This is a genomic window from Pseudomonas sp. PDM05, from assembly GCF_014851685.1.
GTDB lineage: Bacteria > Pseudomonadota > Gammaproteobacteria > Pseudomonadales > Pseudomonadaceae > Aquipseudomonas.
This window is the reverse complement of sequence record NZ_JACVAC010000011.1, coordinates 34,883-59,034: the sequence shown is the minus strand read 5'-3', so window position 1 is coordinate 59,034 and position 24,152 is coordinate 34,883. Positions and strand designations below refer to the sequence as shown.

30 protein-coding genes are annotated in these 24,152 nt (G+C 60.4%); 22 read left to right on the top strand and 8 right to left on the bottom strand.

Annotation, left to right across the window (positions count from 1 at the left end; genetic code table 11):
- The first annotated feature begins 160 nt into the window (after positions 1-160).
- Complete coding sequence (locus tag IB241_RS20425; protein ID WP_192300016.1) at positions 161-1,168, top strand: DNA-binding protein; 1,008 nt, start codon at positions 161-163, stop codon at positions 1,166-1,168.
- Here the strand turns inward: IB241_RS20425 and gorA are convergent, their stop codons facing one another.
- Together gorA and galU are read right to left on the bottom strand one after the other, a co-directional pair.
- A complete protein-coding gene (gene gorA, locus IB241_RS20420) occupies positions 1,169-2,527 on the bottom strand; it encodes a glutathione-disulfide reductase (protein WP_192300015.1) in 1,359 nt (452 codons plus the stop codon).
- 106 nt (positions 2,528-2,633) lie between these two features.
- A complete protein-coding gene (galU, locus tag IB241_RS20415) occupies positions 2,634-3,473 on the bottom strand; it encodes a UTP--glucose-1-phosphate uridylyltransferase GalU (protein WP_003212579.1) in 840 nt (279 codons plus the stop codon).
- Between the two features lie 309 nt (positions 3,474-3,782).
- Between galU and IB241_RS20410 the strand changes: the two genes are divergently transcribed.
- Positions 3,783-3,968, top strand: coding sequence for a hypothetical protein (locus IB241_RS20410; protein ID WP_012724166.1), 186 nt, complete (start codon positions 3,783-3,785; stop codon positions 3,966-3,968).
- 144 nt (positions 3,969-4,112) lie between these two features.
- Positions 4,113-4,394 (top strand): hypothetical protein, encoded by a 282-nt coding sequence (locus IB241_RS20405; protein ID WP_192300014.1) that lies wholly within the window; start codon positions 4,113-4,115, stop codon positions 4,392-4,394.
- A 1-nt stretch (position 4,395) separates the two neighbouring features.
- On the opposite strand, the gene IB241_RS20400 is transcribed toward IB241_RS20405, so the two are convergent.
- Both IB241_RS20400 and IB241_RS20395 read right to left on the bottom strand, forming a co-directional pair.
- The gene (locus tag IB241_RS20400) at positions 4,396-4,626 is read right to left on the bottom strand and encodes a hypothetical protein (RefSeq protein WP_192300013.1); all 231 of its coding nucleotides are present in this window, start codon (positions 4,624-4,626) and stop codon (positions 4,396-4,398) included.
- Positions 4,627-4,647: 21 nt separating this feature from the next.
- A complete protein-coding gene (locus tag IB241_RS20395) occupies positions 4,648-4,998 on the bottom strand; it encodes a hypothetical protein (RefSeq protein ID WP_192300012.1) in 351 nt (116 codons plus the stop codon).
- Positions 4,999-5,211: 213 nt separating this feature from the next.
- Here IB241_RS20395 and IB241_RS20390 point away from each other — a divergent pair, with 213 nt between their 5' ends.
- The 11 genes from IB241_RS20390 (at position 5,212) to IB241_RS20340 (ending at position 14,935) form a co-directional block, all read left to right on the top strand.
- Positions 5,212-5,514, top strand: a complete 303-nt coding sequence (locus tag IB241_RS20390) for a DUF1883 domain-containing protein (protein ID WP_003173824.1) — start codon at positions 5,212-5,214, stop codon at positions 5,512-5,514.
- Positions 5,515-5,540: 26 nt separating this feature from the next.
- Positions 5,541-5,705: a hypothetical protein gene (locus IB241_RS20385; protein ID WP_017734220.1), complete on the top strand. Its 165-nt coding sequence runs from the start codon at positions 5,541-5,543 to the stop codon at positions 5,703-5,705.
- Positions 5,706-5,709: 4 nt separating this feature from the next.
- Complete coding sequence (gene alkB, locus IB241_RS20380) at positions 5,710-6,375, top strand: DNA oxidative demethylase AlkB (protein WP_192300011.1); 666 nt, start codon at positions 5,710-5,712, stop codon at positions 6,373-6,375.
- A gap of 76 nt (positions 6,376-6,451) precedes the next feature.
- A complete protein-coding gene (gene ada, locus IB241_RS20375; RefSeq protein WP_192300010.1) occupies positions 6,452-7,498 on the top strand; it encodes a bifunctional DNA-binding transcriptional regulator/O6-methylguanine-DNA methyltransferase Ada in 1,047 nt (348 codons plus the stop codon).
- 105 nt (positions 7,499-7,603) lie between these two features.
- On the top strand, positions 7,604-8,668 hold the full coding sequence (locus tag IB241_RS20370; protein ID WP_192300009.1) for an NAD(P)H-dependent flavin oxidoreductase: 1,065 nt from the start codon (positions 7,604-7,606) through the stop codon (positions 8,666-8,668).
- Positions 8,669-8,781: 113 nt separating this feature from the next.
- Positions 8,782-9,534 carry a molybdate ABC transporter substrate-binding protein gene (modA, locus tag IB241_RS20365; RefSeq protein WP_192300008.1) on the top strand — a complete coding sequence of 251 codons (753 nt, stop codon included), beginning with the start codon at positions 8,782-8,784 and terminating at the stop codon, positions 9,532-9,534.
- Positions 9,535-10,215 carry a molybdate ABC transporter permease subunit gene (gene modB / locus IB241_RS20360; protein ID WP_192300007.1) on the top strand — a complete coding sequence of 227 codons (681 nt, stop codon included), beginning with the start codon at positions 9,535-9,537 and terminating at the stop codon, positions 10,213-10,215.
- A gap of 5 nt (positions 10,216-10,220) precedes the next feature.
- Complete coding sequence (gene modC, locus IB241_RS20355) at positions 10,221-11,300, top strand: molybdenum ABC transporter ATP-binding protein (RefSeq protein ID WP_192300006.1); 1,080 nt, start codon at positions 10,221-10,223, stop codon at positions 11,298-11,300.
- Between the two features lie 76 nt (positions 11,301-11,376).
- On the top strand, positions 11,377-12,414 hold the full coding sequence (locus tag IB241_RS20350; protein WP_192300005.1) for a DNA topoisomerase IB: 1,038 nt from the start codon (positions 11,377-11,379) through the stop codon (positions 12,412-12,414).
- 124 nt (positions 12,415-12,538) lie between these two features.
- Positions 12,539-14,161, top strand: coding sequence for an ABC-F family ATP-binding cassette domain-containing protein (locus tag IB241_RS20345; protein ID WP_192300004.1), 1,623 nt, complete (start codon positions 12,539-12,541; stop codon positions 14,159-14,161).
- A gap of 69 nt (positions 14,162-14,230) precedes the next feature.
- Positions 14,231-14,935, top strand: coding sequence for a YoaK family protein (locus tag IB241_RS20340; protein WP_192300003.1), 705 nt, complete (start codon positions 14,231-14,233; stop codon positions 14,933-14,935).
- A 144-nt stretch (positions 14,936-15,079) separates the two neighbouring features.
- On the opposite strand, the gene IB241_RS20335 is transcribed toward IB241_RS20340, so the two are convergent.
- Complete coding sequence (locus tag IB241_RS20335; RefSeq protein ID WP_192300002.1) at positions 15,080-15,433, bottom strand: hypothetical protein; 354 nt, start codon at positions 15,431-15,433, stop codon at positions 15,080-15,082.
- Between the two features lie 145 nt (positions 15,434-15,578).
- Between IB241_RS20335 and IB241_RS20330 the strand changes: the two genes are divergently transcribed.
- Positions 15,579-15,794 (top strand): hypothetical protein, encoded by a 216-nt coding sequence (locus IB241_RS20330; RefSeq protein WP_192300001.1) that lies wholly within the window; start codon positions 15,579-15,581, stop codon positions 15,792-15,794.
- 154 nt (positions 15,795-15,948) lie between these two features.
- On the opposite strand, the gene IB241_RS20325 is transcribed toward IB241_RS20330, so the two are convergent.
- From IB241_RS20325 to IB241_RS20315, 3 genes are all read right to left on the bottom strand, one after another.
- The gene (locus IB241_RS20325; RefSeq protein WP_192300000.1) at positions 15,949-16,260 is read right to left on the bottom strand and encodes an AzlD domain-containing protein; all 312 of its coding nucleotides are present in this window, start codon (positions 16,258-16,260) and stop codon (positions 15,949-15,951) included.
- Positions 16,257-16,952, bottom strand: coding sequence for an AzlC family ABC transporter permease (locus IB241_RS20320; RefSeq protein WP_192299999.1), 696 nt, complete (start codon positions 16,950-16,952; stop codon positions 16,257-16,259). The genes IB241_RS20325 and IB241_RS20320 overlap by 4 nt, the downstream gene beginning before the upstream one ends.
- Positions 16,953-17,023: 71 nt before the next feature.
- Positions 17,024-17,239 carry a hypothetical protein gene (locus IB241_RS20315; protein ID WP_025856028.1) on the bottom strand — a complete coding sequence of 72 codons (216 nt, stop codon included), beginning with the start codon at positions 17,237-17,239 and terminating at the stop codon, positions 17,024-17,026.
- Between the two features lie 176 nt (positions 17,240-17,415).
- Between IB241_RS20315 and IB241_RS20310 the strand changes: the two genes are divergently transcribed.
- From IB241_RS20310 to IB241_RS20280, 7 genes are all read left to right on the top strand, one after another.
- Positions 17,416-17,772 (top strand): metalloregulator ArsR/SmtB family transcription factor, encoded by a 357-nt coding sequence (locus tag IB241_RS20310; protein ID WP_192299998.1) that lies wholly within the window; start codon positions 17,416-17,418, stop codon positions 17,770-17,772.
- Positions 17,773-17,791: 19 nt separating this feature from the next.
- On the top strand, positions 17,792-19,075 hold the full coding sequence (locus IB241_RS20305) for an arsenic transporter (protein WP_192299997.1): 1,284 nt from the start codon (positions 17,792-17,794) through the stop codon (positions 19,073-19,075).
- Between the two features lies 1 nt (position 19,076).
- Entirely contained in the window at positions 19,077-19,547 is a 471-nt protein-coding gene (locus IB241_RS20300) for an arsenate reductase ArsC (protein WP_192299996.1), read from the top strand.
- A 48-nt stretch (positions 19,548-19,595) separates the two neighbouring features.
- Positions 19,596-20,207 (top strand): LysE family transporter, encoded by a 612-nt coding sequence (locus tag IB241_RS20295; RefSeq protein ID WP_192299995.1) that lies wholly within the window; start codon positions 19,596-19,598, stop codon positions 20,205-20,207.
- A gap of 318 nt (positions 20,208-20,525) precedes the next feature.
- The gene (locus IB241_RS20290; protein WP_192299994.1) at positions 20,526-20,798 is read left to right on the top strand and encodes a hypothetical protein; all 273 of its coding nucleotides are present in this window, start codon (positions 20,526-20,528) and stop codon (positions 20,796-20,798) included.
- A gap of 223 nt (positions 20,799-21,021) precedes the next feature.
- Positions 21,022-23,736, top strand: a complete 2,715-nt coding sequence (gene mgtA, locus IB241_RS20285; RefSeq protein WP_192299993.1) for a magnesium-translocating P-type ATPase — start codon at positions 21,022-21,024, stop codon at positions 23,734-23,736.
- Positions 23,737-23,797: 61 nt separating this feature from the next.
- Complete coding sequence (locus IB241_RS20280; protein WP_192299992.1) at positions 23,798-24,145, top strand: DUF2493 domain-containing protein; 348 nt, start codon at positions 23,798-23,800, stop codon at positions 24,143-24,145.
- Positions 24,146-24,152 lie beyond the last annotated feature (7 nt).

The window sequence follows — 24,152 nt, the reverse complement described above, 5'->3', positions numbered from 1 at the left end:
TTCGTACCGCTTGCGTATGTACGCGCGGCTAAAACGTCGATGACACGGGATAATACGCCAATATCCCATCTGTTAATTGATGAATTTCAACGGGTTTTTATTCGTGATAAGGTATGTATCTACATACTACGTACCACAGTACTAAATCGACGGAGACCCCATGGCGCGCGGCGGCATTAATAAGGCAGTAGTTCAAACGGCACGCTTGGCGATTCTGGCTCGCGGCGAGAACCCCAGCATCGACGCTGTGCGCATCGAGATGGGCAATACCGGCTCGAAAACCACGATTCATCGTTATTTGAAGGAGCTGGACGAAAGCGAAAGCCGCCAGACCATCACCCAGGCCCCTATCGACGATGAGCTGGGCGAACTGGTGGCACGCCTGGCTCAGCGCCTGAAAGAAAAAGCCCAGGAGCCCATCGACCTGGCCCAGGCCCAGTTCGAGCAGGAGAAAACCGCCCTGCTCGCCCAGCTGGAAGCACTGGAGGAGGCCCACAGCCAGCTCAAGCAACAATTCGACATCCAAGCCGCCGCCCTGGCCGAAGAAAGCGCCGCGCTGCAAACCGCCAGTAGCAGCCTGCAGACTGAGCAGACCCGCAATGCCGGCCTGAGCCAGGCGTGCAGCGATTACGAGTTGCGCATTAACGACAAGGACGAGCAGATCCGCTCACTGGAAGACAAGCACCTGCACGCGCGCGATGCGTTGGAGCATTACCGCAATGCGGTCAAGGATCAGCGCGAACAGGAACAGCGGCGCCACGAAGGTCAACTTCAACAGGTCCAGGCTGAATTGCGCCAGGCCCAGCAGAGCGCCATGGTGCGCCAGGATGAAATCACTCAACTGCATCGGGACAATGAGCGCCTGTTGATTGAGCAGCGCGTCATAACAAAGGAACTGGCGGCACTGCAGGAGCAAGCGCGCAAAGACCAGGCTCAGCAACTAAAACTGAGCGAGCAGGTGAGCGTGATAGAGAGTGAGCGCACCCTGCTTCAGGAGCGCCTGCGCGTTGCCGTGCTGGATAGCCAGTCCCGCCAGGAGGCCCTGACCGGGTACCAGCACGCCAATAAGGCCCTGGAACTGGACCTTATCAAGGCCCAGGCCAGTATCGAGGCATTGCGCCTGGCGGCCGCCGTTGCAACGACCCCAGAGGCAACGCCAAACGCCTGATCAGTCCGCCACAGGCGTGCGCATGGTGACGAATTCTTCCGCCGCCGTAGGATGCACGCCGATGGTCTCATCGAAATGCCGCTTGGTCGCGCCGGCCTTGAGCGCGATCGCCAAGCCTTGCACGATCTCGCCGGCATCCGGGCCGACCATATGGCAGCCCAGCACCTTGTCGGTGTCGGCGTCGACCACCAGTTTCATCAAGGTTTTCTCCTGGCACTCGGTCAAGGTCAATTTCATCGGCCGGAAGCGGCTTTCGAAGACTTGCACCTTGTGGCCGTTTTGCTTCGCCTCTTCTTCCGTCAACCCTACGGTGCCAATGTTCGGCAGGCTGAACACTGCCGTCGGAATCATTGCGTAATCCACCGCACGGTACTGCTCCGGCTTGAACAAGCGCCGTGCGACTGCCATGCCTTCAGCCAGGGCAACCGGCGTCAGTTGCACACGGCCGATCACATCGCCAATAGCCAGGATTGAAGGGTCGGCGGTCTGGTACAGGTCATCCACTTCGACGAAGCCACGCTTGTCGAGTTTGACGCCGGTGTTTTCCAGGCCCAGGTTGTCCAGCATCGGGCGACGACCAGTGGCATAGAACACGCAATCGGCTTCCAGTACGCGCCCGTCTTTCAGGGTGGCCTTGAGGCTGCCATCGGCTTGCTTGTCGATGCGCTCGATGTCGGCATTGAATTGCAGATCCAGGCCGCGCTTGGTCAGTTCTTCTTTCAGGTGCGTACGAACTGCGCCGTCAAAGCCGCGCAAGAACAGATCGCCGCGATACAGCAGCGAAGTTTTCGCACCCAGACCGTGGAAAATGCCAGCGAACTCAACGGCGATATAACCACCGCCAACGACCAACACACGCTTGGGCAGCTCTTTGAGGAAGAACGCTTCATTGGAGCCAATGGCATGCTCGCGCCCCGGGATTTCCGGGATCTGCGGCCAGCCGCCCGTGGCGATCAGGATGTGCTTGGCGGTGAAGCGCTCGCCATTGATTTGCACCTGATGCGGATCAATCAGTCGCGCATGCCCTTCATGCAAGGTCACGCCACTGTTGACCAGCAGGTTGCGGTAGATGCCATTGAGGCGATTGATCTCGCGATCCTTATTCGCGATCAGTGTCGCCCAATCAAAATTTGCTTCGCCCAACGACCAGCCAAAACCACTGGCCTGCTCGAATTCCTCGGAAAAATGCGCGCCGTACACCAACAGTTTTTTCGGCACGCAGCCCACGTTTACGCAGGTGCCACCCAGGTAGCGGCTTTCCGCAACGGCCACTTTGGCGCCAAACCCCGCAGCAAAACGCGCAGCGCGAACACCGCCGGAACCGGCACCAATTACATACAGATCAAAATCGTAGGCCATTTCACTCTCCTCGGCAGGCAATCAGCATACCGACTTACATGGGACTGAAAAACGAAAAAGCCACCCTAAGGTGGCTTTCTCTTGAAACAGGTTTGGCAACCGTGGATCAGTAAGCCTTGCCAGTCTTGTAGAAGTGCTCGTAGCAGAAGTTGGTTGCTTCGATGTAGCCTTCAGCGCCACCGCAGTCGAAACGACGACCTTTGAACTTGTAGGCAATCACGCAACCGTCTTTGGCTTGCTTGAGCAAGGCGTCGGTGATCTGGATTTCGCCGCCCTTACCTGGCTCGGTCTCTTCGATCAGCTTGAAGATATCCGGGGTCAGGATGTAACGGCCGATGATCGCCAGGTTCGACGGGGCATCTTCCGGCGCTGGTTTTTCAACCATGTCGCGTACGCGGATCAGGCCATCACCAATGTCGTCGCCGGCAATTACACCGTACTTGTTGGTTTCTTGAGGATCAACTTCTTGAACGGCAACGATGGTGCAGCGGTATTTCTGATACAGCTTGACCATCTGGGTCAGCACGCCATCACCTTCCAGGTTGACGCACAGGTCATCCGCCAGGACCACGGCGAACGGTTCGTCACCGATCAGCGGGCGGCCGGTCAGGATGGCGTGGCCGAGGCCTTTCATCTGGGTCTGACGGGTGTAGGAGAACGAGCACTCGTCCAGCAGCTTACGGATACCAACCAGGTATTTTTCCTTGTCGGTGCCTTTGATCTGGTTTTCCAGCTCGTAGCTGATGTCGAAGTGGTCTTCCAGTGCGCGCTTGCCGCGACCGGTCACGATGGAGATTTCGTTCAGGCCGGCATCCAGTGCCTCTTCGACGCCGTACTGAATCAGTGGCTTGTTCACCACCGGCAGCATCTCTTTAGGCATGGCTTTGGTCGCTGGCAGGAAGCGAGTGCCGTAACCGGCTGCTGGGAACAAGCATTTCTTGATCATATAAGTCCTTACAAAGGGCTGTGCGTACGGAATTCGGCGCAGTCTAATCAGGCCGCAGTCACCTTACAATGGGTCCTGCTGGCGTTGCGATGTCAACATAGAGAAAAAATGTCGGCGTAAGTTCCACTAATCTTACGAACAGCGTCACCACCGGCACGGCAAAAAATGCCTGCACCTCACGATTTAAAGGGCTGCAACCTTTGTAGCACGCTTTTCGGCACTGCACATTGACCCGTAATAACTTGGGCGGCGGTGCGACATTTGGCGCTATCATTACCCCCTTGATCCAGACCACGAGATTCTCGATAGATGTCAGAACCAAAAGGCGTAAACGGCTACCTGATCACCAAGCGTGCTGATGGCTGGCACCTGATCAACTTCCACGGTGACAGCGTCGCCGGGGCTTTCGCCAGCGAAAGCCAGGCGATTGCGGTTGCCGAGGTGTTTGTGGATGAAGCCGGCCACGCATCGAGCAAGCGCCCAAAAGGCAAATAAGCCCTGGCGCGCCGCGTAAAAAGCCCCGTTGAACGGGGCTTTTTTGTGTTTGTCTGTACCCAGATGGCAGTTCGCTATAGTCTTGCGCAGACGCCCCACAACCGGGTCCGCGCGTCCTCCAACACCTTCTACGACGACCTATCCATGAATAAGATACTGGCACTGACTGCGGTACTGGCGCTTGCCGGGTGCACCACTACATCTGACGTCTACCTGAAAAACGGCGAACAAGGCCTGACCGTCGACTGCTCGGGCGAGGCCAATTCCTGGGCCAGTTGCTACGAAAAGGCCGACGCCTCGTGTGCAGGCACCGGCTACCGCATCGTCGGCACCGAGGGCACGCCGGCCTTGAGTGAAGACGACAAAACCCTGGGCAAAGACGTCGGCAACTATAAAAGCCGCAGCGTCGTGGTGGTGTGCAAATAGGCTACAGGTGAATCTCGGCGAACTTGATACCTAGCCCGCGCAGGGTTTCGGTCAGGTCATCGAGGCTGGCAAAGGACTCGACTTCATCGTGTTCGTCCACCAGAAAAAAACTGCGCCCGCCGCTTTTCTTGAAGAAGACGATCCACTCGCCAAGGTCGGCGGGATTCTGGATGACATGGGTGGCCGAGATCTGACCCTCGGCGTGACGGGCGGTGACGTGTTCACGTTTCATATCGGATATTCCGTAACGGCATCAGCCAGAAATGCAATCTTCCCCAGCCTTTTTCACATCACCCGGACGGATCGGCACATTGGACATGCTCTCGTAGAGCTTGATGCTACTGCCGCTGGAGCGTTCTTCAATTTCAAAAATCGCGGAAGGGTCGGCGGAAAACTTCTGCGGCACGATCACCCGTACACCATCCTTGTGCGGCTCGATCTGCGGCGGACGACGGGTGGTCGATAGTTTGCGCACCACACAAGCGGCATATTCCTGCGGCTTCTTGCCGGAAATGACCGCAAGGGTGGGCGGGGTCTGCTTGATATCGGCAACCGAAGCACAGCCACCTATCGCCAGGGCCAGAACCAACACACTCCACTTCATATAAAACCTCCGATAAAGACCCTACGACAGCGGGGATGGTAATTTTCTCCCGCCAACGTAGGATTTATCCCTGATAACTCGAGAAAAAACTGTTTTAAATTGTCGATGTCACCGACAACGGCCCGATAATAAAAGCGCTGGGGCTGATAAACTCTATCTTAACCTACGTATCGTTCTGATTTTTCAGAAAAAGTCCTTCTGGAGACGCCCCCCATGAAATTCATCCACCAGCGCGAGCACCTCAATGAGGGAGACATTGTCGTCATCGAATGCTCACAGACTTGTAATATCCGTCTGATGAGCGACGCAAATTTCCGCAGCTTCAAGAATGGCGGCCGCCACACCTACCACGGCGGCGCGTTCGACAAGTTCCCAGCCAAGATCACCGCACCGAGCACCGGTTTCTGGAACATCACGCTGGATGTGGTCACCCGCCGCGCCATCAGCGTGACCCGCAAACCAGCGCTGTCCCACAAGATCCGTATCGTCCGTCGTACCAGCACCAAACTGAGCTGACCCGGGCCCTTCACAGGAAACAAGCAGTGACCACCACCAAATACGTCATCAAGTACAAACTCAACGGCGAGCGCCGTTTCGAGTTCGCCCAACTGCACAGCAACAGCGTGGAAGAAGCCAAGCAAGCCCTGGCCAAGATTCACGATGCCAGTGATGAAATTACCGACATCACTGTGAGCAAGGCGCTGTAAGCCGATGCCCGGCCCCACTGCTGACCTGTTTGCCGATGACGCCCTGCAACAACCCGCGGGGCGTGAACAAATCGGCGATGAGTCCTACGTGCTAAGGGGCTATGCCCTGCCCTGGATCGATCGCCTTCTGCCTGCGCTACGCGGCATTCTGGCGCAATCCCCGTTTCGGCAAATGGTGACCCCGGGCGGCTTTACCATGTCGGCAGCACTGAGCAGTTGTGGTGCGCTGGGCTGGACCAGCGCGCACCACGGCTACCGCTACACCTCGCTGGACCCGCGCAGCCAGCAGCCTTGGCCAGCGATGCCCGATGAGCTGCGTGAACTGGCCGTGCTGGCCGCGGCAGATGCCGGTTTCATCGACTTCAACCCCGACGCCTGCCTGATCAACCGCTACGTTGCGGGTGCGAAAATGTCCCTGCACCAGGACAAGAATGAACGGCGCTTCGACGCGCCCGTGGTATCGGTGTCCCTCGGTTTGCCGGCGATTTTCCTGTTTGGTGGCCATGAACGCAGTGACAAGACGCAAAAAATTTCGCTGTTTCATGGTGACGTGGTGGTGTGGGGCGGCGTTGACCGCCTGCGTTTTCACGGCGTGATGCCAATCAAGGAAGGCCTGCACCCGATCATGGGCCCGCAACGCATCAACCTGACGTTTCGCACGGCAGGATAATTCGAGCGCAAGCTTCAGAGTGTCAGGCCGGTGCGCTGCGTTTAACCTACGCATCTCCATTCAGAGTGCAGAGGCCATGAAAACCGAACAAGACCCGCGCTGGGCCGCCGTCGTCGCCCGCGACCCCAAGGCCGATACGCTGTTCGTCTATGCGGTCAAAACCACTGGTGTGTATTGCCGCCCCAGCAGCGCCTCGCGGCTGCCACGCCCGGAAAACATCCAGTTCTTCGACACTGCGGCGCAAGCCGAGGCCGCAGGCTATCGCGCGAGTAAACGCGCGGCCGGGGATCAGACCCAATTGGCGGAACACCACGCGCACCTGGTGGCCGAGGCGTGCCGCCAGATTGAGCAGGCCGACGCCCCGCCCAGCCTCAGCACGCTGGCCGCGCACGCCGGGCTCAGCCCCTACCATTTTCATCGCGTGTTCAAAGCCGTCACCGGCCTGACGCCCAAGGCGTACGCCAACGCCCGGCGCTCACGCAAAGTGCGCGAGGCGCTCAAGGGCCGGCATTCGGTCACAGATGCGCTGTATGACGCCGGCTTCAACTCCAACAGCCGCTTTTATGAATCTGCCGACCAACTGCTCGGCATGACGCCCAGCGACTACAAGGCCGGCGGCACCAACAGCGCAATGTTGTTTGCCGTCGGCCAATGCTCGTTGGGGGCGATTCTGGTCGCACAAAGTCGCCGTGGCGTCTGCGCGATCCTACTGGGCGATGACCCGGATGCGCTGGTGCGTGATCTACAGGATCAGTTCCCCAAGGCCGAACTGGTGGGCGCTGACCGCGGCTTTGAACAGTTGATCGCGCAAGTCGTGGGTTTTATCGAAACCCCCGCCCTGGGCCTGGACTTGCCGCTGGACCTGCGTGGCACGGCCTTTCAGCAACGGGTATGGCAAGCTTTGCGGGACATCCCGCTGGGTAGCACCGCCAGCTATGCGCAGATCGCCGAGCGTATCGGCGCGCCCAAGTCGTACCGCGCAGTGGCCCAGGCCTGTGGGGCAAACAACCTGGCGGTGGCCATTCCCTGTCACCGCGTTGTGCGCAGCAACGGCGAGCTATCGGGTTACCGCTGGGGGGTGGAACGCAAGCGGCGCTTGCTGGAGCGCGAAGGCCAGCCTTGAGCAACACGAAAATGTACCTGCGTCCAGTGAATAAAACAGACTGGCCGACCGCCAAGGGCCCTGCTAAAACAGCGAAAAATCCTACTAAAGCTGGAGACGCACCCCATGAGCACCTGGCCAGACACCCGCCTTCTTGACCTGCTGGGCATTGAAGTGCCGATCATTCAAGCGCCGATGGCCGGGGCGACGACCGCTGCCATGGTCATCGACGCCAATGCGGCCGGCGCGCTCGGCTCGCTGCCGGCGGCAACCCTGAGCATCGAGCAACTGCGTGAAGCCTTGACCACTATCCGCCAAGGCAGCACGCGCCCGATCAACGTCAACTTCTTCTGCCACCAGCCGCCCGAACCGGATGAAGCCGGCGATCAGCGCTGGAAAGCATTGCTGGAACCCTACTACCGCGAACTGGGCGCTGACTTCGAGGCGCCTACGCCGGTATCCAATCGTGCGCCGTTCAACGACGCCGCCTGCCAAGTGGTTGAAGAGTTCCGCCCCGAAGTCGTCAGTTTCCACTTCGGCCTGCCGGAAAAAGGCTTGCTGGAGCGTGTGAAAGCTACCGGGGCGAAGGTACTGTCATCGGCCACGACTGTCGAAGAAGCAATCTGGCTGGAACAACACGGCTGCGACGCGATCATTGCCATGGGCATTGAAGCTGGCGGGCATCGTGGGATGTTCCTGAGTGACGACCTCAACACTCAAATCGGTTTGTTCGCGCTGCTGCCGCAGATCGTCGACGCCGTGAATGTACCGGTGATTGCCGCCGGAGGTATTGCCGACGCGCGTGGGATTGTGGCGGCGTTCGCCTTGGGCGCTTCGGCCGTGCAGGTAGGAACGGCGTATCTATTTACGCCCCAAGCCAGCGTCAGCGCAGCCCACCACTATGCACTGCGCCATGCCCAGGCGAGTGAAACCGCGCTGACCAACCTGTTCACCGGCCGGCCGGCACGCGGCATCCTCAACCGGGTCATGCGCGAGTTGGGCCCGATCAATATCCTGGCGCCGGCATTTCCAAGGTCCGGGGGCGCGCTGATGCCGCTCAAGGCCAAGGATGAAGCGGGTTTCAGCAACCTGTGGTCAGGCCAGGCGTTGCGCCTGGGCAAAGAGCTGTCCACCTATGACCTGACGCGCCAATTGGCCGAACAGACCCTGGCCAAACTCAAGAAGAACTGACACCTGGGGCAACTTGGCACTGTACCGGCAATGGCCAACCGCTATATATTCCCGTAGATAGCGGTAAAGCCTTCTCCCTATAACAAGCCGTACACCCTTTAAGGAGCTGCTCTATGAAGATTCGTGCCTCACGCCTGGCCGCGTTGGTCGCCGCCCTCGCCTTTGGTGCGGCCCACGCCGACGAAGTGCAAGTCGCCGTCGCCGCCAACTTCACCGCACCGATCCACGCAATTGCCGCCGATTTCGAAAAAGACACCGGCCACAAACTGGTCGCGGCCTACGGCGCCACCGGCCAGTTCTACACCCAGATCAAGAACGGCGCGCCATTCGAAGTGTTCCTTGCCGCCGATGACACCACCCCGCAAAAGCTGGAAACCGAAGGCGACACCGTCAAAGGCTCGCGCTTCACTTACGCCGTCGGCACCCTGGCGCTGTGGTCGGCCAAAGACGGTTATGTAGACGCCAAGGGTGAGGTCTTGAAGAAGAACGAATTCAAGCACCTGTCCATCGCCAACCCGAAAGCTGCGCCATACGGCCTGGCAGCGACCCAAGTGCTGGCCAAAGAAGGCCTGACCGACAAGGTCAAGGACAAGCTCGTCGAAGGCCAGAACATCACCCAGGCCTATCAGTTCGTCTCCACCGGGAATGCCGAAGTGGGCTTCGTGGCCTTGTCGCAGATCTATAAAGACGGCAAAGTCACCAGCGGTTCGGCGTGGATTGTCCCTTCGTCCCTGCATGACCCGATCAAACAGGACGCGGTGATCCTCAACAAGGGCAAGGACAGCGTGGCTGCCAAGGCCTTGGTTGAATACCTGAAAGGGCCGAAGGCCGCGGCCGTTATCAAGTCCTACGGTTACGAGCTCTAAATGCCGCTAACGAGTGCCGATTTTTCCGCCATCTGGTTGACCATCAAGCTGGCGTCACTGACCACAGTGATCCTACTGGTCATCGGCACTCCGATTGCCCTGTGGCTGTCGCGCACCCGTTCCTGGTGGCGCGGCCCCATCGGTGCAATCGTCGCCTTGCCATTGGTGTTGCCACCGACGGTCATCGGCTTCTACCTGCTGCTGACCATGGGCCCCAACGGTTACTTCGGCCAGTTCACCCAATGGCTGGGCCTGGGTACCCTGACTTTCAGTTTCTCCGGGCTGGTGATCGGCTCGGTGATCTATTCCATGCCATTCGTGGTGCAGCCGCTGCAAAACGCGTTCTGCGCTATCGGCACACGTCCTTTGGAAGTCGCCGCGACATTGCGCGCCAATCCTTGGGACACCTTCTTCAGCGTAATCCTGCCCCTGGCTCGCCCTGGCTTTATCACCGCTGCGATCCTCGGCTTTGCCCACACCGTGGGTGAGTTCGGCGTGGTACTGATGATCGGTGGCAATATCCCGGACAAGACCCGCGTGGTCTCGGTGCAGATCTACGACCATGTCGAAGCCATGGAATATGCCCAGGCCCATTGGCTGGCGGGCTCCATGGTGGTGTTCGCGTTCCTCGTGTTGCTGGCGCTCTACTCAAGCCGTAAAACCAAGATGGGTTGGAGCTGACCACGATGATTGATGCACGCCTGCAATTGAACTACTCGGGCTTTGCCCTCGACGTGAACCTGCAACTGCCCGGTCGTGGCGTGACGGCGTTGTTCGGCCATTCCGGCTCCGGCAAGACCACCTGCCTGCGTGCCATCGCCGGGCTGGAACGGGCCGAACACGGTTTTGTGAAGATCAACGACGAAGTCTGGCAAGACAGCGCCAAGGGCCTGTTCGTACCGCCGCACAAACGCGCGCTGGGTTATGTGTTTCAAGAGGCGAGTCTGTTCCCGCATTTGTCGGTGCGCGCCAACCTGGAATTCGGCCTCAAGCGCATTGCACGTCAGCAACGTCGCGTAGACATGGGCCACGCCACCGCACTGCTGGGCATCGGCCACTTGCTCGAGCGCCACCCCCAGCACTTGTCCGGCGGCGAGCGCCAACGCGTCGGCATCGCCCGAGCCCTGCTCACCAGCCCCCGGTTGCTGTTGATGGATGAACCCCTGGCGGCCCTCGACAGCAAGCGCAAAGGCGAAATCCTGCCGTATCTCGAACGCCTGCACGATGAGCTGGACATCCCGGTGCTGTACGTCAGCCATGCCCAGGATGAAGTCGCCCGCCTGGCCGATCACCTTGTCTTGCTCAGTGACGGCAAGGCCCTGGCCAGTGGCCCCATCGGTGAAACCCTGGCACGGCTCGATCTGCCCATGGCCTCGGGCGACGACGCCGGCGTGGTGATCAATGGCACGGTCAGCGCCTATGACACACATTACCAACTGCTGACCCTGCAACTGCCCGCCAGTGCCTTGCACATGCGCGTGGCCCATGCGCCGCTGGCGGTGGGCAAGGCGCTGCGGATCAAGGTGCAGACGCGTGACGTAAGCCTCAGCCTGCAGGCGGAAGAACACAGCAGCATCCTCAATCGCCTGCCAGTGACGGTCACCCAGGAAATCGGCGCCGACAATAACGCCCACGTGCTGGTACGCCTGGATGCCGCAGGCACACCGCTGCTGGCGCGCATCACGCGTTTTTCCCGCGACCAGTTGCAACTGCATCCCGGCCAGACGCTGTGGGCGCAGATCAAGGCGGTGGCGGTCCTCGCCTGAGCAAGCTTTTGGCACGACTGCACACGGCTGCGGTCAATCAGGCATACCGGCCTGATTGTTGCCAAGGAACCGCACCATGCCTGACACCGACCTCCCCCATGACCTGCATTACGTCGACGACACCCAGCCCGGCATCCGCCGCAAGACGCTGCGGGGCAAGTTCCAGTACTTCGATACCCGCGGGGTACGCATCCGCGACGCCGATGAGATCCAGCGCCTGAACGCCCTGGCCGTGCCGCCCGCCTATACCGACGTATGGATCTGCGCCGACCCGCGTGGACATCTCCAGGCCACCGGCCGGGATGCCCGCGGGCGCAAGCAGTATCGCTACCACGCACGCTGGCGCGAAGTGCGCGACAGCGACAAATATTCGCGTCTGCAGGCATTCGGCAAGGCCCTGCCCAAGCTGCGCAAGCAACTGCAAGCGCAAATCGCCGCGCCGGGATTCACCCGCGAAAAGGTCCTGGCCACGGTGGTGATGCTGCTCGACGCCACACTGATTCGCGTCGGCAACACCCAATACGCACGGGACAACAAATCCTACGGACTGACGACCCTGCGCAACCGCCATGTGGGTATCAAGGGCAGCGAGATCCGCTTCCAGTTCCGTGGCAAAAGTGGCGTCGAACATCAGGTCAGCGTCAAGGACCGGCGCCTGGCCACGGTGGTCAAGCGCTGCCTGGAGTTGCCGGGACAGAACCTGTTCCAGTACCTGGACGAAGACGGCGAGCGCCATACCGTCAGTTCCCAGGATGTGAACGCGTATCTGCACAGCCTCACCGGCGCCGACTTCACCGCCAAGGACTACCGCACCTGGGCCGGCACCGCACTGGCACTCGCGGTATTGCGTGAGTTGGAGTGGCAGCCGGAATCCGACGCCAAGCGCCACGTGGTGGCGACGGTCAAGGACGTCGCCAAGCAACTGGGCAACACCCCGGCGGTGTGCCGCAAATGTTATATCCACCCGGCTGTGCTGGAGCATTTCAGCCTGGGTGAACTGTCCAGGCTGCCCAAGCCACGGGGACGCAAAGGGCTCAAGGCGGAAGAGGTGGCGCTGGCGATGTTTCTGGAGCAGCTAGCCGCAGACTTGCCGAAAAAAGCCCAGCCGGGTTAGGCTTTGCATCCCTTCTGACTCCCGGGACGACCGCCGACGTGAACAGCTAAGCCTTCCAAAATGTATCTGCAACAAGCCGCCCGGCGCGCTTGTTGGCCTGTTCGACATTTTTCTGGAGGTGCTGATGACTGACGTCAAACGCCTGCCCGCATTGGTTTCCCTGCAACACCTGTGCTTTCAGTTCGCCAATGGCGAAACATTGCTGCAAGACCTGACCCTGTCCATCGACCACACGCCGACCGGCATCGTCGGGCGCAACGGACGGGGCAAAAGTATCCTCGCCCAATTGATTGCCGGGCGGCTGCAGCCCTCCACTGGCACACTGAATCGTACCGCCAGCGTGGCTTACGTGCCGCAAAGCCTGGATGTCGCCCAAGGCGACACCATCGCCCATCTGACAGGCACAGCACTGACCTTGGCTGCACTTGAACGCATGGCCGAGGGCACTGCGCAGCTGCACGATCTAGAGCTGATCGATGATCGCTGGGACCTGCGCGAACGCCTGTGCAGCGCGCTGGATAGCGCAGGGTTGGCGCACCTCGCGCCGCAAAGCCCGGCCGCTCAGCTCAGCGGTGGCCAATTGGCACGGGTCGCGCTGATCGGCGCGTTGCTGGCGGCCCCACAACTATTAGTGCTCGATGAACCCACCAACCACCTCGACAGCCGCGGCCGCGACTGGCTGCTGCAACAGTTGGCGGGTTGGCGCGGCGGCCTGGTGGTGGTCAGCCACGACCGGCAACTGCTCAACAGCCTGGGGCGCATCATCGAACTCTCGCCCCTTGGCGCCCAGGTCTATGGCGGCAACTACGATGCCTACCGCCTGCAACGCGACGCCGAACAGCAGGCTGCGGTCGCGGCCCTGGAACATGCCCGCCTGGCCCGCAGCCGCGAAAGACGGCGCCTGCAAACCGAGCATGACAGCCTGCAACGCCATGCCGCGCGCGCGCGCAAACAAGCCGAAACGGCTAACGTGGACCGCTTCACCAAGGCACGCTGGAAAAGTACCGCCAGCGAAATCGTCAGCACTGTGCGCAGCGCGCACTCGGCCCACAAGCACGAACTCGACGCCCAGGTGCGTCAGGCCTACGAGCGGGTGCAAGATGAAACGCCGACCTTGCTGGCGCTGCCCGCCTCGACCGTGCCCAAGCGGCGACAGGTGCTGGGCCTGGTGGATGTTCAACTGCCGTGGCTACCGCACACCCGCCTCAACCTTCATCTTGCGGGCGCCGTTCGCGTCGCCGTGCGCGGGCCGAACGGCTGCGGCAAGTCCACGTTGCTCGCGGTGCTGGCGGGCCAATGGCGGGCGGTCAGTGGGGTCTGCAGCGTACATGTGCCCTGCGCCTATATTGATCAACACCTCGCGTTACTCGACGATCAACGCTCCGTCATCGAGCAGCTCCAGCTACTCGGCACACCGATGGCCGAAGCCGAACTGCGTACACGTTTGGCGCTGTTGCAACTGGACGCCTTGCGGGTGACTCAACCGCTTGGGCAGCTCAGTGGCGGCGAACGCATAAAGGCGGCGATGGCGATTGCCTTATGGCGCGCAACGCCGGCACAGTTGCTGCTGTTGGACGAGCCGACCAACCATTTGGATCTGGAGTCGATACTCGCGTTTGAACAGGCGTTACACGGTTTTACCGGCGCGCTGTTGGTGGCGTCCCACGATCAAGCGTTCATGCGTGCAATCCGGCCGACGCACTGTTTGACCTGGGAAAACGAGGGCTGGCGCCTGGAGTGTGTCTGAGGTCATTGCGCGGGGTGTCAAAGCGTCCTACCGTAGTGGCCGAATAATTTCACCCAGGAGCCCGGCCCCATGCTGCCTTCGTCCCCCAAGCCATACGTGAATGCTGCACTTGCCCACCGCCAGCGCTGGCGCGGCCGGGTCGGGATGATGCTGGTGGCCAGCCTTTCGGTGTTGGCGGGCATGACCGATGCGATTGGCTTTATGGCCAGTGGTGATTTTGTTTCGTTCATGAGCGGCAACACCACGCGCCTGGCGGTGGCGATCAGTGCGGGAGATCTGGGCTTGACGGGACGCTTGCTGTTGCTCGTCGCTACCTTTGTCATCGGCAACGCGTTGGGCGTGGTGGTCAGCCGCTTCAGCCGTCGGCATGCCCTGCCGCTGCTGCTGTGTATTGCCGCCTTGTTGTGCGTTGGCGCCTGGTTGCCGATGGTCGATGCGCTACCCGCCTTGCTGGCGGCAATCCTGGCGATGGGCATGCTCAATGCGGCGGTCGAAGAGGTCAACGGTTTGCCGGTGGGGCTGACGTACGTGACGGGCGCGCTGTCGCGCTTTGGCCGCGGCCTGGGGCGCTGGTTGCTGGGAGAACGCCGCAATGGCTGGCGTGTGCAACTGATTCCGTGGACTGGAATGTTTGTCGGCGCGGTGATCGGGGCGGTGCTTGAGCAGCAGATGGGCCTCAAGGCGCTGCTGGTCAGCGGCGGATTGGCGGCGGCGTTGGGGGTCTTGTCGCTGAAGATTCCCCGGCGCTGGCACTTGGGTTATATGCCCCGCTAGAGGAAAAAGATGCTCGTCCGACGCTTCGGCCTCGACGTCCGTGTACTGGTAAAGAGCCATCACGCCGAACGAGCGGGGGGAATGATAAGCCAATGTCCGGCGGCTGTCCCGCCGGGCAATTCCTAAATCCGCTAAGGCAATGGATTACAGGCAAGTCGCGAGTGCTGCCAGGCGACGCTTGGCAGGCATGTTGTCTTCAATGGCGTAGTACTTGACGCTGGCACCCGCGCCCGCGCTTTGCACGTCGACAAAGTAGTCGCCGCCGGTGGTGTACACAGTAAAACCACCCGCCCCGTTCGGCTCCTTGAAGCCGCCGGCGTCCACGCCAAATACGCTCTCATCCTGCCAGCCGAACTGGATGCACTGCGCAACCACCAACGTGGCTTTGTCCGAAGCCAGGGTTTTGTAGGGCGTACCGGAGCGCGCCTCTTTCATCTTCGAACCTGCGCAACCGGCCAGCGCTGCCAGTACCAATGCGCCCATTACCACTTTGTGCATGCCATTGCTCCCCAGGAAAAAACGCGACTCTACCATTTGCGCGCGACGGCGGGGCCAAAGCTGGCGCGGTCTGGCACATGGCATTATGATGCCGCGGTTGATCTCACTGAGGAGGTCAACGGGATATTCTCTACAAGGAAGCGTCATGAAAGATTTCGTCATCAGCGTCAACAACACCGTTCTCTACATCGCCTTGGCCTTTGTTTGGCTGATTGGCCTGGTGTCGATGTTCAGTGCGAGCTTTCTGTCGGGCCTGGCGGTCCTGGTCGGCGGTACGTTGACGTGGTGCATCATCTCCGGCTTCTGGTTCGTCCAGTCGGCCACGTATGAAGAACTGCGCAAGCTCAACGCCAAGAGCTGATATGACACGGCAGCCCCATACGGGGCTGCCTTGCTGTCGGCGGGATGAATTTAGTTTCACTGTGAAGGGAGAACGCGCCACCTATAGTGGCCGGGCTCATTTTTAGAAGCCTCCCTTCTGCCCGCCCTCCCGCGGGCTTTTTTTCGCCTGGAGGTCAGAGCAGCCAGCGCAACAGATAGAACAACGCCATGCTCAGCAGCACAGTGAGCAACACGTTGCGCGTCCAGTACATCAACGCCACCGCGCTGATGCCCGCGAGCAAGTACGGGTTGGCCGGGCTCAGGTTGAGTTGGTGGTCGGCGAGAAAAATGATCGGCCCGCAGATCGCCGTGAGCATGCCCGGCACCGCAAACCCAAGAAACTCCCGCGCGCCACGGTTGAGGCGCACCGGCAGGCGCGGCTCGATAAACAGATAGCGGTTGAGAAATACTGCCAGGCCCATCGCCACAATCATGATGAAGATCATTGCTGCCCTACCCCCAATCGCTTGCACGCATAGCCTGCGCTCATCCCCAGTACACCAGAGACCACCACCGCCGACTCCCAGTGCAGGAAGCTCAGCCAGACCGAAAACAGCAACGCCACGGCCACGCAGACCACGGTCGGCACATCGCGCACCACCGGGGTGATCAGCGCGATAAAGGTGGCGGCGATGGAAAACTCCAGGCCCAGTTGATCCAGGCCGGGAATGCTCTTGCCAAGCACGATGCCGGCCAGGGTGAACAGATTCCAGACGATGTAGAACGTCAGGCCGACCCCCAGTGCGTACCAGCGGTTGAAGGTGTCGCGATCATAGTGGCTGACCAGGGCGAAGAATTCGTCGGTGAGCAAAAAGCCCAGGCTCATGCGCCAGCGCGTGTTGAGCGCCGACAGCGTGGGACGCATGTGCATGCCATAGAGCAGATGCTGGGAGGTCAGCAGCACAGTGGTCAGCAGGATGGAAATCAGGCTCGCGCCGCTCTTGACCATGCCAATGGCCACCAACTGCGCGGCACCGGCGAACACGATGGCCGACAACCCTTGAGCTTCCAGCGGGGTGAATTGCGCATCGATGGCCATGGAGCCGGCCAGCAGCCCCCACGGCGCACAGGCCAGGGACAATGGAATGACGGCGATTGCGCCGCGTGCGAAGGCGTAATGAGGCAAGGCGGTAGGCATGGAAACAGCTCATCGACAGACAGTCGACAAGCATGCCAGCGCAACAAGGGGCTTGTCTTGAACGATCTTGCTCAGGCGAGCCGCACAGACACCTGTTCCACCGAGTCCCGCGCTTCGCGCAACTCGTGGGCGTCTTGATTCAAGCGATGAATAGTATTGAGCAAGCGCTGGCGCAGCACTTCATCGCCGAGTTTTTCGACGGCGCGCATCAGGTCGAACGCCGCGGTTTCGTTATTTTCCGCGACGGAATCGAGGGTCTTGCGCAGGTTGCGAGTGGCACGGGTCACGCGGGGGCTTCCTTCATCAGCAATGGGCAGGCACTTTAGGACATTCGTGTTTCATTTTAATTTCAAACACTTGTGGCTGATTTGAGGAGCGTTGATCCATATCAATCGTAACCGGATTTGACCGACACATATGGAAATACGTATATTCGAATTTCCATATGTATAGGGCCAAGGCCATGTCCGAGCTCATCTCCCCTCCCACGCTGTTCAAATGCCTGGCCGATGCCACCCGCGCACGCATGACGTTATTGATCCTGCGTGAAGGCGAACTTTGCGTGTGCGAACTGATCCATGCCTTGGATGACAGCCAGCCGAAAATTTCTCGTCACCTGGCGCAATTGCGCAGTTGCGGGTTGATGCTGGATCGTCGCCAGGGTCAATGGATCTACTACCGCATCAATCCCGCACTGCCCTCCTGGGTCACCCAAGTGCTGGAGATCACCTTGCAAGCCAACCTGCCGTGGTTGCAGACCGACGCCGAGCGTCTGGATGCAATGGGCGACCGACCACAACGGGCCAGCAGTTGCTGCTGAGCCATCGGAGTTTTTATTCATGCTTGTCGCCATTGGCATCTTTATTTTCACCATCGTATTGGTCATCTGGCAGCCCAAGGGCCTCGGGGTCGGCTGGAGCGCGACGATGGGCGCGATCCTGGCCCTTGCCTGCGGCGTGATCAGCCTGGGGGATATTCCGGTGGTGTGGCACATCATCTGGAACGCCACCGGCACGTTTGTCGCCCTGATCATCATCAGCCTGCTGCTCGACGAGGCCGGCTTCTTCGCCTGGACCGCGTTACATGTGGCGCGCTGGGGACGTGGGCGCGGGCGACGATTGTTCGCCTATATGGTGCTGCTCGGCGCACTGGTCTCGGCACTGTTTGCCAATGACGGTGCGGCGCTGATCCTCACGCCTATTGTTATGTCGATGCTGCTGGCGCTGCGTTTCTCGCCGGCGGCGACCCTGGCCTTTGTCATGGGCGCGGGGTTTATCGCCGATACTGCGAGCCTGCCGTTGGTGGTGTCGAACCTGGTGAATATCGTCTCGGCGGATTACTTCAAGATCGGCTTCAACGAATACGCAGCGGTAATGGTGCCGGTGAACTTCGTCAGCGTCGCTGCCACCCTGGCCGTATTGTTGTGGTTTTTCCGCCGCGATATTCCGCAGGCCTACGACCCGGCCGACCTCGAAGAACCGGCCCATGCCATTCATGACCGCGCCACGTTCCGCGCTGGCTGGTGGGTGTTGGGCATCCTGCTGATCGGCTGTTTTGCCCTTGAGCCGCTGGGCATTCCCATCAGCGCGATTTCTGCCGCTTGCGCCCTGCTCCTGCTGGTCATTGCCGCCAAGGGTCATAAGATCTCCACACGCAAAGTGCTCAAGGAAGCCCCGTGGCAGATCGTGGTTTTTTCCCTGGGCATGTATCTGGTGGTCTACGGCTTGCGCAACGCCGGCCTCACCGCGTACCTCGCGACCTGGCTCGACACCTTCGCCACCTACGGCGTATGGGGCGCCGCGATGGGCACCGGGGTTCTGACGGCGTTGCTGTCTTCGGCGATGAACAACCTGCCGACGGTGTTGATCGGCGCACTGTCGATCGAGTCCAGCCATGCCGTGGGCGTGGTCAAGGACGCGATGATCTACGCCAACGTGATCGGCAGCGACCTTGGTCCGAAAATCACCCCGATTGGCAGCCTGGCCACGTTGCTGTGGCTGCATATCCTCGCGCGCAAAGGCATCACCATCACCTGGGGCTACTATTTCAAGGTCGGCATCGTGCTGACCTTGCCGGTACTGTTGATCACCCTTGCCGCCCTGGCCTTGCGTTTGAGTATCTGAAATGAAAGTCCTGTTCATGTGTACCGCCAACAGCTGCCGCAGCATCTTGTCCGAAGCCGTGTTCAACCACTTGGCGCCGCAGGGTTTCGAGGCCATCAGTTCAGGCAGCTTCCCCAAGGGCCAGGTGCTCCCGCGCAGCTTGAGCACGCTGGAAGCCGCCGGCATCCGCACCGCGGGTCTGTACAGTAAAGGCAATGACGCGTTTGAAGGCTGCCCGCCGGATCTGGTGATCACCGTCTGCGACAAGGCCGCCGGTGAAGCCTGCCCGGTGTATTTCGGGCCAGCACTCAAGGCCCACTGGGGGCTTGAAGACCCTTCGGATGTGCAAGGCGACGAAGCCATGCTCAATGCCGCTTTCCAGGCCACGCTGGAAACCATCGAGTGCCGCTGCCGGGCGTTTTTTGCCCTGCCCTTTGCGCGCCTCGGCGCGGCCGAATTGAAGGCGGAACTTGAGCGCATTGGATTGCTGTAACGGAAATCTGCAGCGTATGCTCCCGCACTTTCCTGAAAGGACGCGGGCATGCTGACGATCTTCTTTTACGCGCTGGTTTTTGGTTTTGTGTTTTGCCTATCTCCCGGTGCCGTGCTGGCGGAGACCCTGCGTCGTGGCTTGCTCCAAGGTTTTACCCCGGCGCTGCTGGTACAAATCGGATCGCTGGTGGGCGACGCGGTATGGGCGGTGATTGGCCTTACGGGGATTGCACTGCTGATCCAGCATGACGCCGTGCGCGTGCCGCTGACCGTGGCCTGTGCGCTGTACCTGGCCTGGCTCGGCGTGCGCAGCCTGCTCGACGCCTGGAATTTGCCGGACGCCGACAGCGCGCCAGCCAGTTCGGCGAAAAATGCACTGGCCGTCGGCGCGACGATTTCCTTGGCCAACCCGAAAAACATCGTCTATTGGGGCGCCTTGGGCAGTGCGCTGTCGGGCATTGTCGGCGCGACGCCGAGCCACGGGCAGACGTTGATGTTCTTTGCCGGCTTCATGCTGGCTTCAGTGCTGTCGTGTTTCCTGATTGCCGCACTGGTGAACCTGCTGCGCCAGAATGCATCGCCCACTTGGCAACGCGTCAGTTATGGCGCCTGTGGCGTGGTGTTGATCTACTTGGCCATTCTCGCGGCACAAGGCATTTGAAGTTATATATCGACTAACTTCCAAGTGCCTCTTGTCTGAATGAACTCTGAACGCCGGGCATTTTAATTAATCATGCGTTGACATTTTGTAACTGCCTGAGTAGATTGCCCCTGCCCGCAACTGGGGCCTTTTTTAAACCTCACAAAAGAAGCCAATGGACACAGTATCTAGTCGCTGTCCGAGCACCGCGTTTGCGGGCATCGGGCGCCAAACCCAGAATATGACAGGACTCGCCTCCCCGGTCCGGTAAGCTGCGCTAGAGCTCGATGCTCCACCGTAACTGCCTCGCCGGTCGCCCGTCCGGTCCCGAGGTGTGTTATGACCTTCCAAGCCTTTGTTTTACATGATGTTCGCACCTTGGCCGCAGCCCTGCGCGCCAAGCTGTGCCGCACGCCTGGCGGTTTTTCCGCGGGCCGCTCGGCCTTTGCCACACCCTCCCCCAAAGTGCGTCCGGCGCATCCGCTGGCGCATTGGCGTATCTGCCCACACAGCGGCCAACTGGTGCAGCACTGGGATCACGCCGACCCTCAAGATCCACAGAGACCGAAGGTTTCCAGCCTGGGTCTTTACGTGAGCGCACGCGCCGCTTAAACCCGCTGGAAACAGCAACTAACTGATTATGATCCTGGAGTTCTTTATGAACTATTCCAGTTGTAACTCGCTGCGCGCTAATTAATTAACGCCGCAACAACCGTTGTCCAGACACTTTATTTAAACCGATCGCGAAGTCCGCGGCTCGGCATGCTTTCGCTCGCCTGTCAGCAGGTAAGTACCGGGTATGTTTTGTCGAGAATTGGCGACAGGAGTACAGCAAATGAGCGCCGTAAAAAACACGCCACTGCACAACAAAAAAACCAGCGACGCCGACACCAGACTGTCGATGCGCGCCGCCCGCGAAGCCCACAACGGTCTGTCGGCCACACTCGCCAACGTACGCGCCACCCGGGATGGCCTGACCGAACTGGATGCCCAAGCGCGCCTGCAACGCGAGGGCTACAACGAAGTGGCCCATGACAAGCCGCCACACGCCATCGTCCAGTTCCTGCAAGCACTGAACAACCCGTTCATCTACGTGTTACTGACCCTGGGCGGCATCAGCTTCGTCACCGACTATTGGCTGCCGTTGCAAGCCGGTGAAGAGGTCGACCTGACCAAAGTCATCATTATCATGACTATGGTCATGCTCAGCAGCCTGCTGCGTTTCTGGCAGGAGCACCGCTCGGCGAAATCCGCCGAAGCCTTGAAAGCCATGGTGCGCACCACCGCCACCGTACTGCGCCGCGAACAGGTCGGCGCCCAACCGACCCTGCGTGAAGTGCCGATGCGCGATCTGGTGGCCGGCGACATCGTGCAGCTGTCGGCCGGCGACATGATCCCGGCCGACATCCGCCTGATCGAGTCCCGCGACTTGTTTATCAGCCAGGCGGTCCTCACCGGCGAAGCCTTGCCGGTGGAAAAATACGACACCCTCGGCGACGTCACACAAAAGTCCGCCGCGCCCCTGGCCGCCGACCAAGGCAACCTGCTGGACCTGCCGAACATCTGCTTCATGGGCACCAACGTGGTCAGCGGTCGCGCCACCGCCGTGGTGGTCGCCACCGGCTCGCGCACGTACTTTGGCTCCCTGGCCAAGGCGATTGTGGGCTCACGGGTGCAGACCGCGTTCGACCGTGGGGTCAACAGCGTCAGTTGGCTGCTGATCCGCTTCATGCTGGTGATGGTGCCGATCGTGTTCCTGCTCAACGGCCTCTCCAAGGGTGACTGGGGCGATGCGTTCCTGTTCGCCCTGGCGGTTGCCGTGGGCCTGACCCCGGAAATGCTGCCGATGATCGTCAGCGCCAACCTGGCCAAAGGCGCCACGGCGATGGCCAAGCGCAAGGTGGTGGTCAAGCGCCTCAACGCGATCCAGAACTTCGGGTCGATGGACGTGCTGTGCACTGACAAGACCGGCACCCTGACCCAGGACAAGATCATCCTCGAACACCACGTCAACGCCTTCGGCCAACGTGATGATGCGGTGCTGTCCCTGGCGTGGCTCAACAGCCATCACCAAAGCGGCATGAAAAACCTGATGGATCAGGCCGTCGTGCAGTTCTCGGAGCAGAACCCGAAGTTTCAGGTGCCGTTTGCCTACAGCAAGGTCGATGAATTGCCGTTCGATTTTGTGCGCCGTCGCCTGTCCATTGTGGTCAAGGACGCCGCCGATGATCAGTTGCTGGTGTGCAAGGGCGCGGTTGAGGAGATGTTGAGCATTTCCACCCACGTCATGGAGGGCGGTGACGCCATACCGCTGGATGAGCGCCGCCGCACCGAATTGCTGGCGCTGGCCAACGACTACAACGAAGACGGCTTCCGCGTATTGGTGGTGGCCACGCGCAATATTCCCAAGGCGTTGGCCCGCCAGCAATACACCACCGCCGATGAGCGCAACCTGGTGATCCAGGGCTTCCTGACCTTCCTTGACCCACCAAAGGAAACCGCCGGCCCGGCAATTGCCGCGCTGCAACAAATCGGCGTAGCGGTAAAAGTGCTGACCGGCGACAACGCCGTGGTCACCAGCAAGATCTGTCGTCAGGTCGGCCTTGAACCTGGCCAGCCGCTGCTCGGCGCGGAAATCGAAGCGATGGACGACGCCACCCTGTTGCGCCGCGTCGAAGAACGCACGGTGTTTGCCAAGCTGACCCCGCTGCAAAAATCCCGTGTGCTCAAGGCCCTGCAAGCCAACGGCCATACCGTGGGTTTCCTCGGTGACGGCATCAACGATGCACCGGCACTGCGCGACGCCGACGTGGGTATCTCGGTGGACAGCGGTACCGACATCGCCAAGGAATCAGCCGACATCATCCTGTTGGAAAAGAGCCTGATGGTGCTCGAAGAAGGCGTGCTCAAGGGCCGCGAAACCTTCGGCAACATCATGAAGTACCTGAACATGACCGCCAGCTCCAACTTCGGCAACGTGTTCTCGGTACTGGTGGCCAGTGCATTTATCCCGTTCATGCCAATGTTGGCGATCCATTTGCTCCTGCAAAACCTGATGTACGACATCTCCCAGTTGGCCCTGCCGTGGGACAAGATGGACAAGGAATACCTGGCCAAGCCACGCAAGTGGGATGCGAAAAACATCGGCCGCTTCATGATCTGGATCGGGCCGACCTCGTCGATCTTCGACATCACCACCTTTGCCCTGATGTGGTACGTGTTCAGCGCCAACAGCGTGGAAATGCAGACCCTGTTCCAGTCCGGCTGGTTTATCGAGGGCCTGCTCTCGCAAACCCTGGTGGTGCACATGTTGCGCACCCGCAAGATCCCGTTCTTCCAAAGCACCGCCGCCTGGCCGGTGTTGATGATGACCTGCGTGGTGATCGCGCTGGGGATCTACGTACCGTTCTCGCCCCTGGGCACCCTGGTCGGCCTGCAACCGCTGCCGCTGGCGTACTTCCCATGGCTGGTGGGCACCCTGCTCAGCTACTGCTGTGTGGCCCAACTGATGAAAACGATCTACATCCGCCGCTTCAAGCAGTGGTACTGATCCCCGCCGTTCAAACGGTGGCGGTCGCCCGGCCGTCACCGTGCATCACAAGGATTCGAATATGCGCGTGTTGATCTGTGCAGGTCGTCATTACGCCGACACCCGAAAGTCCCGCCAAGTGCTGGACGCTTACCACCGCCTGTACCCGGTGCAGGTATTGATCCACGGCGGCAACCAATTCCTTGGCAGTGACGTCGAGGAATGGGCGCGCGAACTCGGCATCGACGTGGTGCGCTACCCGCCCAACTGGCAGCGCCACGGCAAGCAGGCGGAACGCCAGCGCAACCATTTCATGCTGACCGACAGCCGCCCCAACGTGGTCATCGCCCTGCCGGGTGGTGACGACACCTCGGAGCTGGTGTGCCAGGCCAAAGCCAGCGGCATTTCGGTGCTGACCGTAGAAAGCTGAATTCAAG

Bases quoted from the DNA above. Each gene is read 5' to 3' on its own strand.
- IB241_RS20425 (WP_192300016.1), top strand. From the start codon at position 161: ATGGCGCGCGGCGGCATTAATAAGGCAGTAGTTCAAACGGCACGCTTG.
- gorA (WP_192300015.1), bottom strand. From the start codon at position 2,527: ATGGCCTACGATTTTGATCTGTATGTAATTGGTGCCGGTTCCGGCGGT.
- galU (WP_003212579.1), bottom strand. From the start codon at position 3,473: ATGATCAAGAAATGCTTGTTCCCAGCAGCCGGTTACGGCACTCGCTTC.
- IB241_RS20410 (WP_012724166.1), top strand. From the start codon at position 3,783: ATGTCAGAACCAAAAGGCGTAAACGGCTACCTGATCACCAAGCGTGCT.
- IB241_RS20405 (WP_192300014.1), top strand. From the start codon at position 4,113: ATGAATAAGATACTGGCACTGACTGCGGTACTGGCGCTTGCCGGGTGC.
- IB241_RS20400 (WP_192300013.1), bottom strand. From the start codon at position 4,626: ATGAAACGTGAACACGTCACCGCCCGTCACGCCGAGGGTCAGATCTCG.
- IB241_RS20395 (WP_192300012.1), bottom strand. From the start codon at position 4,998: ATGAAGTGGAGTGTGTTGGTTCTGGCCCTGGCGATAGGTGGCTGTGCT.
- IB241_RS20390 (WP_003173824.1), top strand. From the start codon at position 5,212: ATGAAATTCATCCACCAGCGCGAGCACCTCAATGAGGGAGACATTGTC.
- alkB (WP_192300011.1), top strand. From the start codon at position 5,710: ATGCCCGGCCCCACTGCTGACCTGTTTGCCGATGACGCCCTGCAACAA.
- ada (WP_192300010.1), top strand. From the start codon at position 6,452: ATGAAAACCGAACAAGACCCGCGCTGGGCCGCCGTCGTCGCCCGCGAC.
- IB241_RS20370 (WP_192300009.1), top strand. From the start codon at position 7,604: ATGAGCACCTGGCCAGACACCCGCCTTCTTGACCTGCTGGGCATTGAA.
- modA (WP_192300008.1), top strand. From the start codon at position 8,782: ATGAAGATTCGTGCCTCACGCCTGGCCGCGTTGGTCGCCGCCCTCGCC.
- modB (WP_192300007.1), top strand. From the start codon at position 9,535: ATGCCGCTAACGAGTGCCGATTTTTCCGCCATCTGGTTGACCATCAAG.
- modC (WP_192300006.1), top strand. From the start codon at position 10,221: ATGATTGATGCACGCCTGCAATTGAACTACTCGGGCTTTGCCCTCGAC.
- IB241_RS20350 (WP_192300005.1), top strand. From the start codon at position 11,377: ATGCCTGACACCGACCTCCCCCATGACCTGCATTACGTCGACGACACC.
- IB241_RS20345 (WP_192300004.1), top strand. From the start codon at position 12,539: ATGACTGACGTCAAACGCCTGCCCGCATTGGTTTCCCTGCAACACCTG.
- IB241_RS20340 (WP_192300003.1), top strand. From the start codon at position 14,231: ATGCTGCCTTCGTCCCCCAAGCCATACGTGAATGCTGCACTTGCCCAC.
- IB241_RS20335 (WP_192300002.1), bottom strand. From the start codon at position 15,433: ATGCACAAAGTGGTAATGGGCGCATTGGTACTGGCAGCGCTGGCCGGT.
- IB241_RS20330 (WP_192300001.1), top strand. From the start codon at position 15,579: ATGAAAGATTTCGTCATCAGCGTCAACAACACCGTTCTCTACATCGCC.
- IB241_RS20325 (WP_192300000.1), bottom strand. From the start codon at position 16,260: ATGATCTTCATCATGATTGTGGCGATGGGCCTGGCAGTATTTCTCAAC.
- IB241_RS20320 (WP_192299999.1), bottom strand. From the start codon at position 16,952: ATGCCTACCGCCTTGCCTCATTACGCCTTCGCACGCGGCGCAATCGCC.
- IB241_RS20310 (WP_192299998.1), top strand. From the start codon at position 17,416: ATGTCCGAGCTCATCTCCCCTCCCACGCTGTTCAAATGCCTGGCCGAT.
- IB241_RS20305 (WP_192299997.1), top strand. From the start codon at position 17,792: ATGCTTGTCGCCATTGGCATCTTTATTTTCACCATCGTATTGGTCATC.
- IB241_RS20300 (WP_192299996.1), top strand. From the start codon at position 19,077: ATGAAAGTCCTGTTCATGTGTACCGCCAACAGCTGCCGCAGCATCTTG.
- IB241_RS20295 (WP_192299995.1), top strand. From the start codon at position 19,596: ATGCTGACGATCTTCTTTTACGCGCTGGTTTTTGGTTTTGTGTTTTGC.
- IB241_RS20290 (WP_192299994.1), top strand. From the start codon at position 20,526: ATGACCTTCCAAGCCTTTGTTTTACATGATGTTCGCACCTTGGCCGCA.
- mgtA (WP_192299993.1), top strand. From the start codon at position 21,022: ATGAGCGCCGTAAAAAACACGCCACTGCACAACAAAAAAACCAGCGAC.
- IB241_RS20280 (WP_192299992.1), top strand. From the start codon at position 23,798: ATGCGCGTGTTGATCTGTGCAGGTCGTCATTACGCCGACACCCGAAAG.